General features: G+C 58.6%; 13 protein-coding genes. 3 read left to right on the forward strand and 10 right to left on the reverse strand.

What is annotated here, in order from left to right; all coding sequences use genetic code 11:
* Window positions 1-28 precede the first annotated feature (28 nt).
* The 3 genes from ACSYTG_RS12435 to ACSYTG_RS12445 are packed head-to-tail and all read right to left on the reverse strand — an operon-like array spanning window position 29 to window position 3,657.
* Window positions 29-493 (reverse strand): hypothetical protein, encoded by a 465-nt coding sequence (locus tag ACSYTG_RS12435; RefSeq protein ID WP_086645077.1) that lies wholly within the window; start codon window positions 491-493, stop codon window positions 29-31.
* A gap of 12 nt (window positions 494-505) precedes the next feature.
* On the reverse strand, window positions 506-1,642 hold the full coding sequence (locus ACSYTG_RS12440) for a DegT/DnrJ/EryC1/StrS family aminotransferase (protein WP_489783388.1): 1,137 nt from the start codon (window positions 1,640-1,642) through the stop codon (window positions 506-508).
* On the reverse strand, window positions 1,639-3,657 hold the full coding sequence (locus tag ACSYTG_RS12445; protein WP_489783389.1) for a polysaccharide biosynthesis protein: 2,019 nt from the start codon (window positions 3,655-3,657) through the stop codon (window positions 1,639-1,641). The genes ACSYTG_RS12440 and ACSYTG_RS12445 overlap by 4 nt, the downstream gene beginning before the upstream one ends.
* A 66-nt stretch (window positions 3,658-3,723) precedes the next feature.
* Between ACSYTG_RS12445 and ACSYTG_RS12450 the strand changes: the two genes are divergently transcribed.
* Window positions 3,724-4,749: an MraY family glycosyltransferase gene (locus ACSYTG_RS12450; RefSeq protein WP_489783390.1), complete on the forward strand. Its 1,026-nt coding sequence runs from the start codon at window positions 3,724-3,726 to the stop codon at window positions 4,747-4,749.
* A 21-nt stretch (window positions 4,750-4,770) separates the two neighbouring features.
* Here the strand turns inward: ACSYTG_RS12450 and ACSYTG_RS12455 are convergent, their stop codons facing one another.
* From ACSYTG_RS12455 to ACSYTG_RS12465, 3 genes are all read right to left on the reverse strand, one after another.
* Window positions 4,771-5,214: a hypothetical protein gene (locus ACSYTG_RS12455; protein ID WP_086645073.1), complete on the reverse strand. Its 444-nt coding sequence runs from the start codon at window positions 5,212-5,214 to the stop codon at window positions 4,771-4,773.
* Between the two features lie 199 nt (window positions 5,215-5,413).
* A complete protein-coding gene (locus tag ACSYTG_RS12460) occupies window positions 5,414-5,827 on the reverse strand; it encodes a MarR family transcriptional regulator (protein ID WP_086645072.1) in 414 nt (137 codons plus the stop codon).
* Between the two features lie 170 nt (window positions 5,828-5,997).
* The gene (locus ACSYTG_RS12465; protein ID WP_489783391.1) at window positions 5,998-7,425 is read right to left on the reverse strand and encodes a leucyl aminopeptidase family protein; all 1,428 of its coding nucleotides are present in this window, start codon (window positions 7,423-7,425) and stop codon (window positions 5,998-6,000) included.
* A gap of 112 nt (window positions 7,426-7,537) precedes the next feature.
* Between ACSYTG_RS12465 and ACSYTG_RS12470 the strand changes: the two genes are divergently transcribed.
* Window positions 7,538-10,123 carry a helicase-related protein gene (locus tag ACSYTG_RS12470; protein WP_489783513.1) on the forward strand — a complete coding sequence of 862 codons (2,586 nt, stop codon included), beginning with the start codon at window positions 7,538-7,540 and terminating at the stop codon, window positions 10,121-10,123.
* Window positions 10,124-10,288: 165 nt separating this feature from the next.
* Window positions 10,289-10,621 carry a ferredoxin FdxA gene (gene fdxA / locus ACSYTG_RS12475; protein ID WP_086645070.1) on the forward strand — a complete coding sequence of 111 codons (333 nt, stop codon included), beginning with the start codon at window positions 10,289-10,291 and terminating at the stop codon, window positions 10,619-10,621.
* Between the two features lie 229 nt (window positions 10,622-10,850).
* Here the strand turns inward: fdxA and cyoD are convergent, their stop codons facing one another.
* The 4 genes from cyoD to cyoA are packed head-to-tail and all read right to left on the reverse strand — an operon-like array spanning window position 10,851 to window position 14,711.
* Window positions 10,851-11,183, reverse strand: a complete 333-nt coding sequence (gene cyoD / locus ACSYTG_RS12480; RefSeq protein WP_086645069.1) for a cytochrome o ubiquinol oxidase subunit IV — start codon at window positions 11,181-11,183, stop codon at window positions 10,851-10,853.
* Window positions 11,183-11,788: a cytochrome o ubiquinol oxidase subunit III gene (gene cyoC, locus ACSYTG_RS12485; protein ID WP_086645068.1), complete on the reverse strand. Its 606-nt coding sequence runs from the start codon at window positions 11,786-11,788 to the stop codon at window positions 11,183-11,185. Before cyoC ends, cyoD begins: the two co-directional genes overlap by 1 nt.
* On the reverse strand, window positions 11,788-13,779 hold the full coding sequence (gene cyoB / locus ACSYTG_RS12490) for a cytochrome o ubiquinol oxidase subunit I (RefSeq protein WP_086645067.1): 1,992 nt from the start codon (window positions 13,777-13,779) through the stop codon (window positions 11,788-11,790). The genes cyoC and cyoB overlap by 1 nt, the downstream gene beginning before the upstream one ends.
* A gap of 5 nt (window positions 13,780-13,784) precedes the next feature.
* Window positions 13,785-14,711, reverse strand: coding sequence for a ubiquinol oxidase subunit II (gene cyoA / locus ACSYTG_RS12495; RefSeq protein WP_086645066.1), 927 nt, complete (start codon window positions 14,709-14,711; stop codon window positions 13,785-13,787).
* Window positions 14,712-14,981: the final 270 nt, after the last annotated feature.

A 14,981-nucleotide genomic window follows, 5' to 3' on the forward strand; every position in this document is an offset into this window, starting at 1 on the left:
GCCCTAACACTGCCACCTCATGACCGCCTTATGGAAAGCTGGAATGCTTGAACGGATAGCGGTCAACCATCATGCGCAGCGGAGCAAAGTCCTTGTTGGAAAATGTTTCCGTGCGCACCCATGACCCGTCGGGCGATTCCACAAAAACCGTAGCATTCCAATCGGCCGCACTAATCCCGGTCCACAGCGTTAGGGTCAGAACATCCTTGCCCTGAGCATCCTTGAGCTGCACATGCGAGTCCCCCGAGGATGGTGGCGTGCGGCTAAGTGGCCCCCAGCCGGACTTGTGGGTTGAAAGCCACTTGTTAACATCTGCCACTTCATCCGCTTCCAGCGGGCGCTGGCGGTGCATTGGCCCCACATCAATAACGCCACTGGCAACCTGCGGAAAAGAAACAGGTTTGAAATTGGGCAGGGCAAAGGTCCAGATCACAATCGTGGTGCTTATGGTCAAAACCAGAAAGCCAATAATAAACGCCGTTTCTTTCCGCATGATATATCTTTCTTACCCTCTGACTGCGGCAATCACGCGCGCTACGTCTTGGTTTGTCAGTTCCGGGTGAATGGGCAGTGCCAGAATACGCTGCGCCAGGTCTTCGGAAACAGGAAGGGCCGTACCATCATGGTGGTCACGATAGGCAGGCTGTTTATGCAGTGGCAGGGGGTAATAAATGGCCGAAGGCACCCCTTTGCCTGCCAAGCGGGCCTGTAGGCCGTCCCGCTCCGCTGTATCTGCCAGCAATATGGCGTAAATAGCCCACGCGCTGCGGCTGTCGGCCACACGTACCGGCACCTGAACACACCCGCCAAGCCCTGCATCATATTGTGCAGCTATGGCATCGCGCCGGGCCAGTTCATCTTTAAAGCTTTCCAGCTTGGCCAGCAGAACTGCTGCCTGCAGGGTATCAAGCCGACCATTCATGCCTGTGCGCAGGACCTCGTACCGGCTTGCTCCTTCGCCATGGGTGCGTAGGGAGCGGTACAGGGCGGCCCGCTCGGGGTCGTCTGTCAGAATGGCTCCACCATCCCCATACCCACCCAGTGGTTTGGACGGGAAAAAGGACAAAGTGGTTGCCGTGGCCTCGCACCCCAATGGTTTGCCCGCCAGTTCTGCCCCAAAAGACTGGGCGCAATCCGCCATAAGGAACAGCTCTTCCGCCGCAGCAATGGCACGCAGTTCCGGCCACGGAGCGGGCTGGCCAAACAGGTCCACCCCCACAATAGCGCGCGGCCGCAGCTTGCCCGCCGCCCGCACGGCCTGAATCCGGCTTTGCAAGTGCGCAGGATCAATCTGGAATGTCTTGGGGTCCACATCCACAAAAACGGGCGTTGCCCCCAGCAGCAGAGGCACCTCCGCCGTGGCGGTATAGGTGAAGGCGGGTAGAAAAACCGCATCCCCCCGGCCAATACCTTCAGCCATCATGACAATCTGGAGTGCATCCGTACCGGAAGACACCCCTACGCACTCCCGCGCACCAGCCCATTCCGCCAGACGGCCTTCCAGTTCCGCCACCTCCGGCCCCATAACAAAACGGCAATGGGCCAGCACGGCATCCAGACGCTGGCGCAGCACAGGCCCCAGCCGCTTCTGCTGGGCTGCAAGGTCAAGAAATGCAATGGGCCTGCTGTCTGAACTGCTCATGGTGCCATCTGCTCCGTGCCGTCGGCCTTTATCTGCTCGTCTTTTACCGCACCATGGGATTTTGCACCAGTCGGAGCCAGTTCGCGCACATCCCCGTTAGGGTTATGGTCAAACTCGGGCACCAGCAGGCGCAGGACCTGCAAGGTTGCGGCGACATCACCACGCCGGGCATGGGCGGTAATCTGGTCCACGGCTGCGCGCACCTCATCCATTTCCACCACACGCGGCGTTGCCATGAGCAGGCCGGGAGCATCCGTCGGCACCGAGGTCTCACGCCCATGGAACAGTTCCTCGTACAGTTTTTCCCCTGCACGCAGGCCGGTAAAATGAATGGCAATATCTTCATCCGGCTTAAGCCCCGCCAGACGGACCATCTGCCGGGCCAGATCCACAATCTTAACCGGCTCCCCCATATCCAGCACAAAAATACCGCCCTGACGGAGCAGAACCTCCATATCCGTCCCTGTTGCACAGGACATGCCACGCACACATGCCTGCAGCACAAGCCCCACGGCCTCAGGCACAGTCATGAAGTAACGCCGCATTTCCGGGTGGGTTACGGTTAACGGACCGCCCCGCTCCAACTGCCGCTGGAACAGAGGAACGACAGAACCGGTGGACCCCAGCACATTGCCAAACCGCACCGTAATGCAGCGCATGGCCTTAGGCCGCCCCGAAGAGCGGGCCTGCACATCCAGCGCCTGACAGTACATTTCTGCCGCACGCTTGGTCGCCCCCATCAGATTGAAAGGATTAACTGCCTTGTCGGTGGAAATCACGATCATGGCTGCCGCCCCATGCCGGGCTGCGGCATCGGCCACCACACGCGTGCCGTGCAGGTTGGTCAGAACACCTTCTTCCGGATTGGCCTCCACAATCGGAACATGCTTGAGCGCTGCCGCATGAAACACCAGATCAGGCTTGTACTGGGCCATAATGGCGTTAATCCGCTCCGCATCCCGCACATCGGCCACAACCACCTTGCGCGTAATGCTCGGAGCACACTCCGCCAGTTCCACATCAATCTGCCACAGTGCGAACTCGCCATGGTCCAGCAGAACAAGGCAGGCAGGCGCATGGCGGGCAATCTGGCGCACCAGTTCGGAACCAATGGTCCCCCCAACCCCCGTTACCAGAACCGAGCGCTGGTTGATCAGGCGGTCCAGCCCGGCCTGATCCAGCGGTACCTGCGGGCGGTTCAGCAAGTCCTGCGGCTGCATTGGCTGCAAACGCACCTGTTCTGCCGGAGTCATGTCCAGCATGGCTGGCGGTCGCAGCACAGCCAGACCGTATTCTGCCGCCACATCCAGCATCTGGCTTAATGCACGGCCCCTGCAATCGGGGTCCAGCACCACCAGAGCTTCTGGCAGATGCCCCGCCGTGTTCATCTGCGCCAGCACACGGGCCAACTCTTCCCGGTGCCCCAGAATAGGCACGTTACGAATCCGGTGGCCCGTTTGTGACCGGTTCCCCCCCACCAGCCCGGCAATACGGACATTCATGTGCTTACCGCGTTCTGCCACCTGAATAAACAGATCCGCTGCGGTATCCGACCCAATCAGCAGCACGCTTTGTCCATCGGCCCGTGGCCCGCCTGCTCTGTGCGCCAGACGGTGGAACACCCGCACCCCGCCGAGCAGAACAAGCAGCACCAGAGCGTAAATAAAGGGGAACGCAACACTGGGCAGGGGCAACCCGGCCCACACCACACCGGCAAAAAGCAGCAGAGCGCTGCTGAATGATGCACCGGCAAGCCCCAGCAGGTCCGACATGCCTGCAAAGCGCCAGTATTGCTGCGGCAGCCTAAAGGGTAGCCCCCCCACCACCAGTGAGGCACCCCCGGCAAGGGCAAACCACACTGGATGAAGCTGCACCCCATAAGGGGCCGCCAGCCAGCAGGCCAGCACTGCCGCCAACGCTGCCAGCCCGCCGTCGAGCAGGATATTCAGGGCAATCCTGTTCAGCGGCCAAAATCTTGCATAATGATGCTGAAGCTGGGAACGTTGCGATACCATGATCGTGCGCTTATAGCCCAGCGCCCGACATCCTAGAAGCAGCCTAACCGGACAACCCTCTCTTTCATGTCTTTTTTTCCCGCCGTTCTGGCTTTTTCATGCCTGCCTTGCGCTGCCCTGCTGTGTGCAGCCCTTGTGCGGTGCATGATCAGGCTGGCGGTTATGGACCACCCCGACCACCGTAGCGCCCATGCCACCCCCACACCCAAGGGGGGAGGAATCGGGGTTATGGTGGCATTCGGGCTGTTTTTTCCTGCTCTGCAAGGGGTGGCAGGCCAGCCTATTTTCTCTTTCCCATGCTTTATGGCGGCAGTGGCTCTGGTGCTTTTGTGCGGTGTCTCGTGGCTGGATGACCTGTACCAGTGGCACCCCGGCCTTAAGTTTGCAGCACAGACCATAGCCGCCAGCCTGGTTGTAGCGGGCGGTGTGCATCTGACCGGGCCAACGCCGCTGGCGGGTGCGGCCCTGTCTGTTCTGTGGCTGGTTTTTATCACCAATGCCGTCAACTTCATGGACGGGTTAAACGGGCTTATTGCGGGGTGTCTGGCCTGTGCCGCCCTGTGCGTGGGTCTTGCTGCCCCGTTTTTTGGCGTGCCGGAGCTACACTGGCCTGCCTTGCTGCTCAGCGCCTGCCTGGTGGGCTTTCTGCCCTTTAACTTCCCCCATGCCCGGATTTTTCTGGGTGATGTTGGCAGCCAGGGTTGCGGCCTGCTGACGGGAATAGCCAGCCTGTATATTGCCAGCCATACCACCCTGCCACGCGGAGGAATACTGGGCCCCGCCCTGCTGTTCCCACTGGTTTATGATGTGCTGTTCACGCTTATCCGCCGCCTGTACATGCGGCAGACGCTTGTGCAGGCGCACCGGGGGCACCTTTACCAGATTATCTACCGTAGCGCCGTAGCGGTGCCCGTTGTCTCCCTGCTGGAATGGGGGCTAACCCTGTGGGGTGGTGGCGTTGCCTGCCTTGTAGCCCCCACAACAGGGTTCTGGAGCGGCATGGCTGGCGCAGCCCTGCTTATATTACCCCAACTGGCATGGACTCTTTGGGGTGTGCTCCGCACACGCCAGCACGCAATTGGCCCGTGGTAAGCCGCACACCCCGGCACGCAGTTATTTGAGTGTTAACGTCAGCCCCTGAGCAGAGCCGGCAAGCCGCGCCCCCTGCGAGATGGTCTCGATCTTGATCCGGACACCATTCTTGTTTTCCAGCACAGCCCCGCCCAGGCCCTGCCCCAGCGTGGCCTCGCCATGGGCTGCAGCATAGGTGCCGCTAAAATCCTTCAGGCGGTGCAGGTTATAAACCGTGCCTGTTCCCTCGATCTTGGAAAAACCGACAGCGGCAATAGTCCCGCCGGTAATGGAAAAGGCATGCGTTTTGCCGCCATAGGTCAGCTTACCCTCGCCCCACGTATAGCCCAGCCCAATATCGGCCGATTTGGCGGTCAGGGTAATTTTGGCGGTGGGTGCGCCCATGGCATCGGCGGCGTATGCGGCAGGTACGCCCGCAACAGAGACAGCCAGAGTGGCCGCGGCAACAAAAGAAGAAAAACGCATGGAACAGCTCCCTTTACAGGCGTGTCCAGAAGACTGTTAGCAACCTGAAGGTTGAAAACATCTGACACAGGTCAGGAACAACAACGCCCTCCATGCAAAAAGGTTGCCGGTTACAGCCCCGCCCCCTTTCTGGAAGGGTACGAGGCCCGCAACACGGCAACCTTTATACGTGCGTGTATAAAACGTGCAGGCTGGCTGATCAGGCAGCCGCAACGCGGCGCAGGCGGCGCACTGTTGCCACTTTTTCTTCCTGCTGGGTGTTCTGGGCCACATCATGTGCGGTCGTGCCCATGATGGAGCGAATTTCCTTCAGGTAGGAAGCGCCCTTAGGGGTACGCTGCACCAGCACGGAGCGGCGGTCCAGCGGGTCCACCTTGCGGCGTGCCAGATCCAGTTCGGTCAAACGGTCGAGTGCCCGGGTAATGGCAGGCTTGGACACGTTCAGGCTTGCCGCCAGACCGCGCACTGTATGCCCGCTTTCATCCAGATAGCAGGTCAGGAACACAGCGAGCTGACGGGCGGACAGGTCCGGCCCTTCTCCGCGCACCAGTGCAACAATGGTATCCCGCAGGGTCTTGACCAGATCCTCTGCCTTTTCTGCGGCCTGTGCCATGACGTTCAACTTCCTTTTGTGCCGGGGACCAGAGCTTTGGCCCGCCCGGCTGTGTTTTTCCGGCCCATATGCAAACCGGAATGAATCTGATGCGCTTTATATAGACACCGAAACGATTTTTTAAAGCGCTGTCACAAAAAAATATTACGCCAGAGTGGTCTGTAAAAACCCTAACTCTTTTGCGTCCGATTCGTTCCACAAAGAGAACGGATTACACGAAAAAGTGCACGAATTCCGGGAGTATCCCCGCCTTCTGGCCGTCCGGGTCTGCTGGAATCATTCCAGGCATAACTATCGATATGCACCCAGCGCTGGTCTGGTTTTACAAAATGTTCCAAAAACAGCGCGGCTGTAACAGCTCCTGCCATGGGCCGGGAGGCAATATTGTTCAGGTCCGCCACCGTGCTTTTAAGCCAGCCTGCATAACCCTGCCAGAGTGGCAGACGCCACAGGGGGTCGGCCTCGTGCTCCGCCGCCTCCGCGAACAGCATGGCCGTGGAGTCGTTATTGCAGAACAGGGCAGGCAGGTCTGGCCCCAGCGCCACGCGGGCAGCGCCTGTAAGGGTTGCCACATCCACCAGCAGGTCTGGCGCGCTCTCACCTGCCTCGTGCAGCAGGTCACTCAGCACCAGCCGCCCTTCGGCATCGGTATTGCCAATTTCCACCGTTAAGCCCGAGCGGCTCCGAATAACGTCCAGCGGGCGCATGGCATGGCCGGATACGCTGTTTTCCACACATCCCAGCCGCAGTTCCAGCCGCACGGGCAGGTCCTGCGCCATAACCAGATAAGCCAGCGCCAACACGGTCGCTGCCCCGCCCATATCCTTTTTCATGCGCAGCATGCCGCTGGAGGGTTTGATGTCATACCCCCCGCTATCAAAGCACACACCTTTACCAACGAGGGAGATCAGCGGTGCATCCTTGCCGGCGTGTGTGCCGTGCCAGCGGGCCACGACCACTCTGGGCCCACGCTGCGAACCATTACCCACATGCGCCAGTAGCGGATAAGCCTCGTCCAGCGCTGTGCCTTTGATGACCTCGACCTCAGCCCCAAGCGGGCGGAGTGCCGTTTTGGCCTCCCGTGCGAGCTCGGATGGCCCCAGCAGGTTGGCAGGGGTATTGATCAGGTCACGCGCAAAGCAGATAGCCCGTGCCATCTGCGCTGCCAGCCCCTTGCGCTCGGTCGCCGTCACCACAAGCCGGGGCTGCTCACCCTGCTCTTCGGTTTTCAGGCTGTAGCGGTATGCGCCCAGACAAAAGCCAAGAATAACATCATCCCGCGCCACATCATCTGGTGCCTGCACGGTCCAGTCCCCTGCGGGCAGGTCCTGTGCCAGCTTGCCGAATATAAACGGGTCGCGCGGCGTGGTCTTTTTTTCAGGCAGGCCAAAAAGCGCCTGCACCTTGCCCCCGGGACCGGGCACCAGCACAAGCTGGCCTGCCCGCGCGACAAAGCCGCAGTTTTGGGCAAAGCTGACCGCCGCCTCCCCTGCCAATGCCACCCATGTCTCTCGCTCACAGGCCCGCACGGCATAAACGGTGCACAGAGTCTTCCGCCTGCGCGCAACGCTCAGACAGTCCAGATCATGAATAGGCATGGCATTCCTCCTTCTGCCCGCACCCTGCGCTTCCCTTTTGCATGATGCAACGGGGGAGGCTACACGCATTGCCGACTTGCTTTTCAGGCGCGGGCAGCGGACCATACACGGCATGAAGGTTCCCCCCCGCCAGATGGCTCCTGCCCTGCACGCAGCCCAGTGCGTAGATCAGGCTCCGGTCCGTGCCATTCTGGGCCCGACCAACACCGGCAAAACACATCTGGCGCTAGAGCGGATGCTGGCACACGCGTCCGGTGTCATCGGTTTTCCGCTCAGGCTGCTAGCGCGCGAGAACTATGACCGCATGGTGCGGCTTAAAGGGGTTCGCTCGGTTGCGCTGATTACGGGGGAGGAAAAAATCATTCCTCCACAGGCGCGCTGGTTCTCCTGCACGGTTGAGGCCATGCCCATGCACCGCCCGGTGGACTTTGTGGCGGTGGACGAAATCCAGCTTTGTGCCGACCCCGAGCGTGGCCATATTTTTACCGACCGCCTGCTCAACGCCCGCGGTCGGTCCGAAACCCTGTTCCTTGGGGCGGACACCATTGCCCCGCTCATGCGCAGCCTGATCCGCGACATCAGCATTGAAACCCGCCCGCGCCTGTCCAGCCTGAGCCATACTGGCCACACCCGCCTGTCGCGCCTGCCGCCCCGCACGGCCATTGTCGCTTTTTCCATGGCCGAAGTGTACGCCATTGCTGAACTGATCCGGCGCAAAAGAGGTGGGTGTGCGGTGGTCATGGGCCAGCTCTCCCCCCGCACCCGCAACGCGCAGGTCGCACTGTACCAGAACCGCGAGGTGGATTATCTGGTCGCCACCGATGCCATTGGCATGGGGCTGAACATGACAATCGACCATGTTGCCTTTGCGGGCCTGTCCAAATTTGACGGGCAGCGCCACCGCATGCTGGCTCCGGCGGAAATCGCCCAGATTGCCGGGCGCGCAGGCCGCGGCACGCGCGATGGCACATTTGGCACCACCGGGGAGTGCCCCCCGCTGCCAGAGGCCATGGCCGAGGCGGTGGAAACCCACAAGTTTGAGCCTCTTCCCTTTTTGTGGTGGCGCAGCAGCAAGCTCGATTTTGCCTCCCCGCAAGCCCTGTATGCCAGCCTGTGCCAGAAGACCCCACACCCCAACCTGCGCCCTGCCGAACCCGCAGCCGACATGCAGACGCTTAGCGCGCTTATGCAGACCCCTGCCGTGCGCACACTGGCCACAACCACCGCACACACCCGCCTGCTGTGGGAAATCTGCCAGATACCGGATTTTCGCAAACTGGGACTGGACAGCCATATCCGCCTATGTGGCCAGTTGTTTAGTATTCTGGCCAAAGACGGGCAGTTGCCTTCCAGCTGGCTCAAAGGGCGGCTCGCCAGTCTGGAGCATACCGGTGGCGAGATAGAAGACCTGATGCACCGCCTGATGGGTATTCGCACATGGTCCTATGTTGCAGCCCACCCAGACTGGGTGGAAAACGCCCAGCACTGGCAGCGCCATACCCGCATGCTCGAAGACACACTCTCCGATGCCCTGCATGAGCGGCTGGCCAGCCGGTTTGTGGACAAACGCGCCGCCAGTCTGGCCCGCAGGCTGGAAGAGGCAGATGGAGCCCCCCTGCTGTGCGCCATTAACAAAGCCGGGGAAGTGCGCGTGGAAGGGCATGACGTAGGGCATATGCGCGGCTTTGCCTTTGTACCCGACCCCGAAGCCGCACGCTCTGATCAGGCCCTTATTCTCAAAGCCGCACGGCGCGCAGCCCGGAGTGAGATCCCCCGGCTTGTTGCCCGTTTTCTGCAAGCCCCTGAGAGCGAGATCACGCTGGACAACCAGACAGGCCACATCCTGTGGCGTGAGGAGCCAATCGCCCATTTACGCAAAGGCCCTTCGGTCCTGCACCCGGTGATCCATATTGATGATGCGGAGTTTCTGGAATCTACCCATAAAGCCAGAATACGCGAGCGGCTGACACAATTTATGGCCTCGATCCTTGCCCACACCCTTGGCCCACTCTTCCGTGCGGAGCAGGCTGTGGCAGACCACCCCCTGCTCCGCGGCATTGTGCATGCTGTTACCGAAAATGGCGGCGTTGCCACCCTGCCCGCCCCGCCTGTTCTTCCCCCGGCGGAAGCGCTACTGCTCCGCCGGCAGGCCATTCGGCTCCATGGCCCGCTGGCTTTCTGCTCGCCATTGCTCAAACCCCATGCCATGGCGCTCCGCAGCCTGCTGCTCCGCATCCACACGGGCCAGTCCATAACGCAGCCTTTACCCGGTGGTGCGGTTTCCGTGCACCTGAACGCACCACTAGCACCCCCTGCACAGGCACTGCTGACCAGCCTTGGCTGGCTGCTCAGCCACAACACGCTGGTTCGACTCGATATTGCAGCCAGCATCATGCAGGATATGCGGGTTTTGTGTGCCCGCACCCCCAAACCTTTGCCGCTCTCTCTGGCATCCCGCCTGGGGATCAGCAAAAAAGAGCTGCCCCATGTGCTCAAAGGGTTAGGAATCCGTTTGCAACCTCCCGCCCCTTTACCGCCACGTTATGCGGGGCCAGCGGCACCTTTTATGGTTTTACCAACACGCCACGCAGAAAAAAGAAAACAGCGCTCCAGCCGTCCAAAACACGGGGCACATCTACAAAGTGCCCAAAATAACAGTCCTTTTGCCATTCTGCGCACGTTACGGAGCCAAATGTAGGAGCAGCCCTGCGGGCATTGAAGTGCCCCCTTTCGTCCAAGCGGGTTGCCATAGTGCAAAAAGCCCATCATATCTGCGCCATCCTTGGTGGCACGACCGGCTGGTTGGCCATCTGACCCCACGCGGCGAGCCCCACTCGACCGCCAGATAATTTCGGAGATGGCAATGACCTACGTGGTCACTGAAAACTGCATCCGCTGCAAATTCATGGACTGTGTGGAAGTCTGCCCCGTTGACTGCTTCTACGCCGGTGAAAACTTTCTGGTTATCAACCCGGATGAATGCATTGACTGCGGCGTATGCGAACCTGAATGCCCGGCCGAAGCCATTTTCCCCGACAGCGACGACCGGTCAGCAGCGTGGGCGGAAATCAACACAAAATATGCCAGCCAGTGGCCCAACATTACACGCAAGGGCACCCCACCGGCTGATGCGCAGGAATGGAAAGACAAGCCCAACAAGGCTGACCTTCTTTCCCCCGAACCGCACAAGGACTGAAACCCCACCTGACTTAAGGGGTTTTACCAACAAAAAGGCACCGGTTTTCCGGTGCCTTTTTTGTTGGGCGCAGTACAACCTTCGCAAAGGGTAACAGGCGGTGCAACGCGCAGCGCCCCAGCATTGCCCGGCAGCAGGCCCAATAAAAAAACCCCGGAGCCTGAGCCCCGGGGTTTTTTATTGCTGACCGCCGCCCTGACCTAAGCCAGAGCAGCGAAGCGACATGATATCAGCGAGACATCATGTTCATGGACGTGTTCGCCATGACAAAGACCGTGCCGACAATAAGGATGGACACGAAAGCAACGGTGAAAACAAACGCAATGTTGTTCCAACGTGCTTCAGAACCACCACCCATGTGCAGGAAGTAGTGCAGGTGCACCAGAACCTGAACAAGTGCCAGAACAGAAAGCACCGCCAGCGTGCCGGTTGGCGCAAGGCTGTGGCTCATGACCACACCAAACGACAGAACCGTCAGGATAACAGCAAGAACAAAGCCGATAAGGTACGAAGATACGCTACCGTGGCTCTCGCCCGAGGAGGATGTGTTCGGATTGCTCATCAGATCATGCTCGCCAGATAGACATAGGTGAAAACACAGATCCAGACGATATCCAGGAAGTGCCAGAACAGGCTCAGGCAGGTGAGCTTGTTCATCATGCGTTCCGGAATTTCAGTTGTCCCCATCAGCTGAACCATCAGGGTAACAATCCAGATCAGACCACACGTCACGTGCAGACCGTGGGTGGAAACCAGCGTGAAGAACGCAGACAGGAATGCACTGCGATCGGGGCCGGCACCATCCGCGATCATGTGCGCGAATTCACGCACTTCCAGACCAACGAACCCAAGACCCAGCAGGAATGTGACGCCAAGCCACATGATAACCGAGCTGATCTGGGTCTTATGGGCGGCAATCATGCCAAACCCATAAGTAATGGAAGAGAGAAGCAGGAGGGCTGTTTCCAGCCCAAGCCCACCAAACTCGAACAGTTCGTGCGGGGTTGGCCCACCGTTGAACTGGTTACGCAGGACTGCAAACGTGGCAAACAGGGAGCCAAAGATAATGCAGTCCGTCATCAGATAGACCCAGAACCCGAACACCACCGTATTTTCGTGGTGATGTTCGTCGTGGCCTGCGGTCGGAACAGTTGTGTTCTGTGCCATTATTCTGCTGCCTGTGCCATCAGTTTACGGGTGTGCTCGTTTTCGATCCGGGCAACCTCTTCGGCAGGGATATAGTAGTCAATATCCTTGTTAGCGCTGCGTGCAATGATCGTAGCGATCACACCCACAAGGCCAATGGCTGCCAGCCACCAGATGTACCACACGGCGGCGAAACCGAAGATCAGGGCAAAAGCACCAGCCGAAATACCAGCTGCCGTGTTTTTCGGCATATGGATTGCTTCGTACTGACCGCCAGCCTGACGGGTATCAATGCCGTTTTCCTTGTCGTGCATATAAGCGTCAAGCGAGCTGACATGCGGGACAATGGCGTAGTTATACACCGGCGGAGGAGAGGAAGTGGACCATTCCAGCGTACGGCCGTTCCAGGGATCGCCCGTGAAGTCACGGTTTTCAGGCTTGTTGCAGTCGCGGATGGAGACAAAAATCTGCATCAGCTGGCAAACAACACCGAACAGGATGAGCACTGCGCCAACTTCAGCGATCAGCATCCAGGGATGCCAGGCCGGGTTGTCATAGTGGTTCATACGGCGGGTCATGCCTTCGAAGCCGAGAACATACAGCGGCATAAAGGCAAAGAAGAAGCCAACGAGCCAGAACCAGAAGGCGCGGATGCCCCAAGCTTCGTTCATTTTGAAGCCAAGAACCTTCGGAGCCCAGAAGTTCATGCCGCAGACGTAACCGAAGTACACACCACCGATAATCACGTTATGGAAGTGAGCAATCAGGAACAGACTGTTGTGCAGCACAAAGTCGGAACCGGGGATGGCCATCATAACACCGGTCATACCACCGATGGTGAACACCACCATGAAGCCAACAGCCCAATACATGCAAGCATGGTACTGGATGCGACCTTTATACATGGTGAACAGCCAGTTGAAGAGCTTAACACCGGTCGGGATGGAGATGATCATGGTTGCGATGCCGAAGAAGGCATTCACGTCCGGACCAGCGCCCATGGTGAAGAAGTGATGCACCCACACAAGGAAGGACAGCACCATGATGGAGCAGGTTGCATAGACCATGGTCTTGTAACCGAAGAGCGGCTTGCCGGAGAAGGCAGGCACAACTTCGGAGAACACACCAAAGGCAGGCAGAACAAGAATGTAAACTTCCGGATGGCCCCAAGCCCAGATCAGGTTCAGGTACAGCATCTGGTTGCCGCCACCATCATTGGTGAAGAAGTGCATACCGAAGTAACGGTCCAGACCCAGCAGGGCGACAGCAACCGTCAGCACGGGGAAGGTTGCCATGATCAGGATGGAAGAGCAGAAAGCCGTCCACGTGAACACGGGCATCTTCAGCCAGGTCATGCCTGGAGCGCGCATCTTAACAATGGTGACAAAGAAGTTCACACCGGTCAGCAGCGTGCCAACACCAGAGATCTGGATTGCCCAGATATAGTAGTCAACACCCACGCCAGGGCTGAACTGCATTTCGGACAGCGGGGGATAAGCCAGCCAGCCGCACTGCGAGAACTCACCAATGAACAGGGATATGTTCACCAGCATGAACGCAACAGCCGTCATCCAGAAGCTCAGGTTGTTCAGGAACGGGTAAGCCACGTCACGTGCGCCAATCTGCAGCGGCACAATGAAGTTGAACAGACCGGTCATGAACGCCATGGCCAGGAAGAAGATCATGATCGTCCCGTGAGCGGAGAAGATCTGGTCATAGTGATGCGGGGGCAGATAACCGGGGTTACCCGCATAAGCCAGCGCAAGCTGGGTACGCATCATGATGGCGTCCGCAAAACCGCGGGCCAGAGCAACCAGCGCCAGTACAATGTACATGACAGCCAGACGCTTGTGATCGACAGAGGTAAACCACTCTTTCCAGAGGTAGCCCCACTTGCCGTAATAGGTAATCAGTCCCAGTACCGCGACACCGACAATGAGAACGCCGATGAACGTACCTACTAGGATCGGCACATCCAACGGGATGGCCGAAAGCGATAGTCTCCCTAGCATAGATCCTATTCCTTCATATTCATGTCGGACATCGCGGACTGCTGCACCTGAATCATTTTGCCAGTGCTTTTGTCCATGACCATGCCGTTGTTGTATTTGGCAACGATCGTGTTGAACATGCCGGGTTCAACATGCGCGAAATATTCGACGGGGTTCGCTTCGCTCGGTGCAGCCAGTTTAGGATAGGTCTGGCTATCCAGCTGTTCGGAAGATGCACGCACCTTTTCGACCCAAGCATTGAACTCGTCATTGCTCATGGCCAGGGCATGGAAGTGCATGTCCGAGAAACCACGCCCACTGTAGTTGGCGGATTCACCCATGTAATCGCCCGGCTCGCTTGCCAGCAGATGAAGCTGGGTCTGCATGCCTGCCATTGCATAAATCATGGAACCAAGACGCGGGATGAAGAACGAGTTCATCACGGAATCAGAGGTGATGTCGAAATCAACAGGCGTATTGACCGGCATAGCCAGCTGATTAACTGTTGCAATTCCCTGTTCGGGGTAAATGAACAGCCATTTCCAATCCTGCGCCACAACCTGAACATGCAGCGGCTTGGTATTGGCTTCTGCCTCAAGCGGCTTGTAGGGGTCCAGAGAATGACAGGTCTGGTAGGTGATCACTGCCAGAAACAGAATAATCAGAGACGGAACGCCCCAGATCACCACTTCAATCTTGTTGGAATGGCTCCATTTCGGCAGATATTCGGCACTCGTGTTGGACTGGCGATACTGCCAGGCAAACCAGAGTGTCAGAATAATGGTCGGAACCACTACGATCAGCATTGCGATCACAGAGGTGGTAATAAGAGTTTTAACCCCCTCTCCCACCGGGCCTTTCGGGTCCAGAACGTCTAGTTCGCACCCGGCAAGCAGCAACGCTGACGATAGGCCGCCCAATCGCGCCGTTCTCGCCAGTAACTTGTTTTTCATCGCACGCCTCTTGGTTCTGACATCAACTTAGCCTCACAAAGACTTTTGCCCTGCTGCCACAGAAGCCTGACAACAGCAAGAAAAACCGCGTCCCGGCATGGGGAGCCCTTTCTGTTCCGCACCAGCAACACATTCTGGCCATCCAAGATGAATACCCCGAATATGTTGCTTACGGCGCAGCCCCCCATGCACGGCGGAAACGCATTGCGCCTACTTTATTCCTTACGCGGGGATTCTCAAACGTCAGAAAAGTTCCATCTGCCTTTCGTC

This window comes from Acetobacter sp. ESL1128 (genome assembly GCF_058505085.1).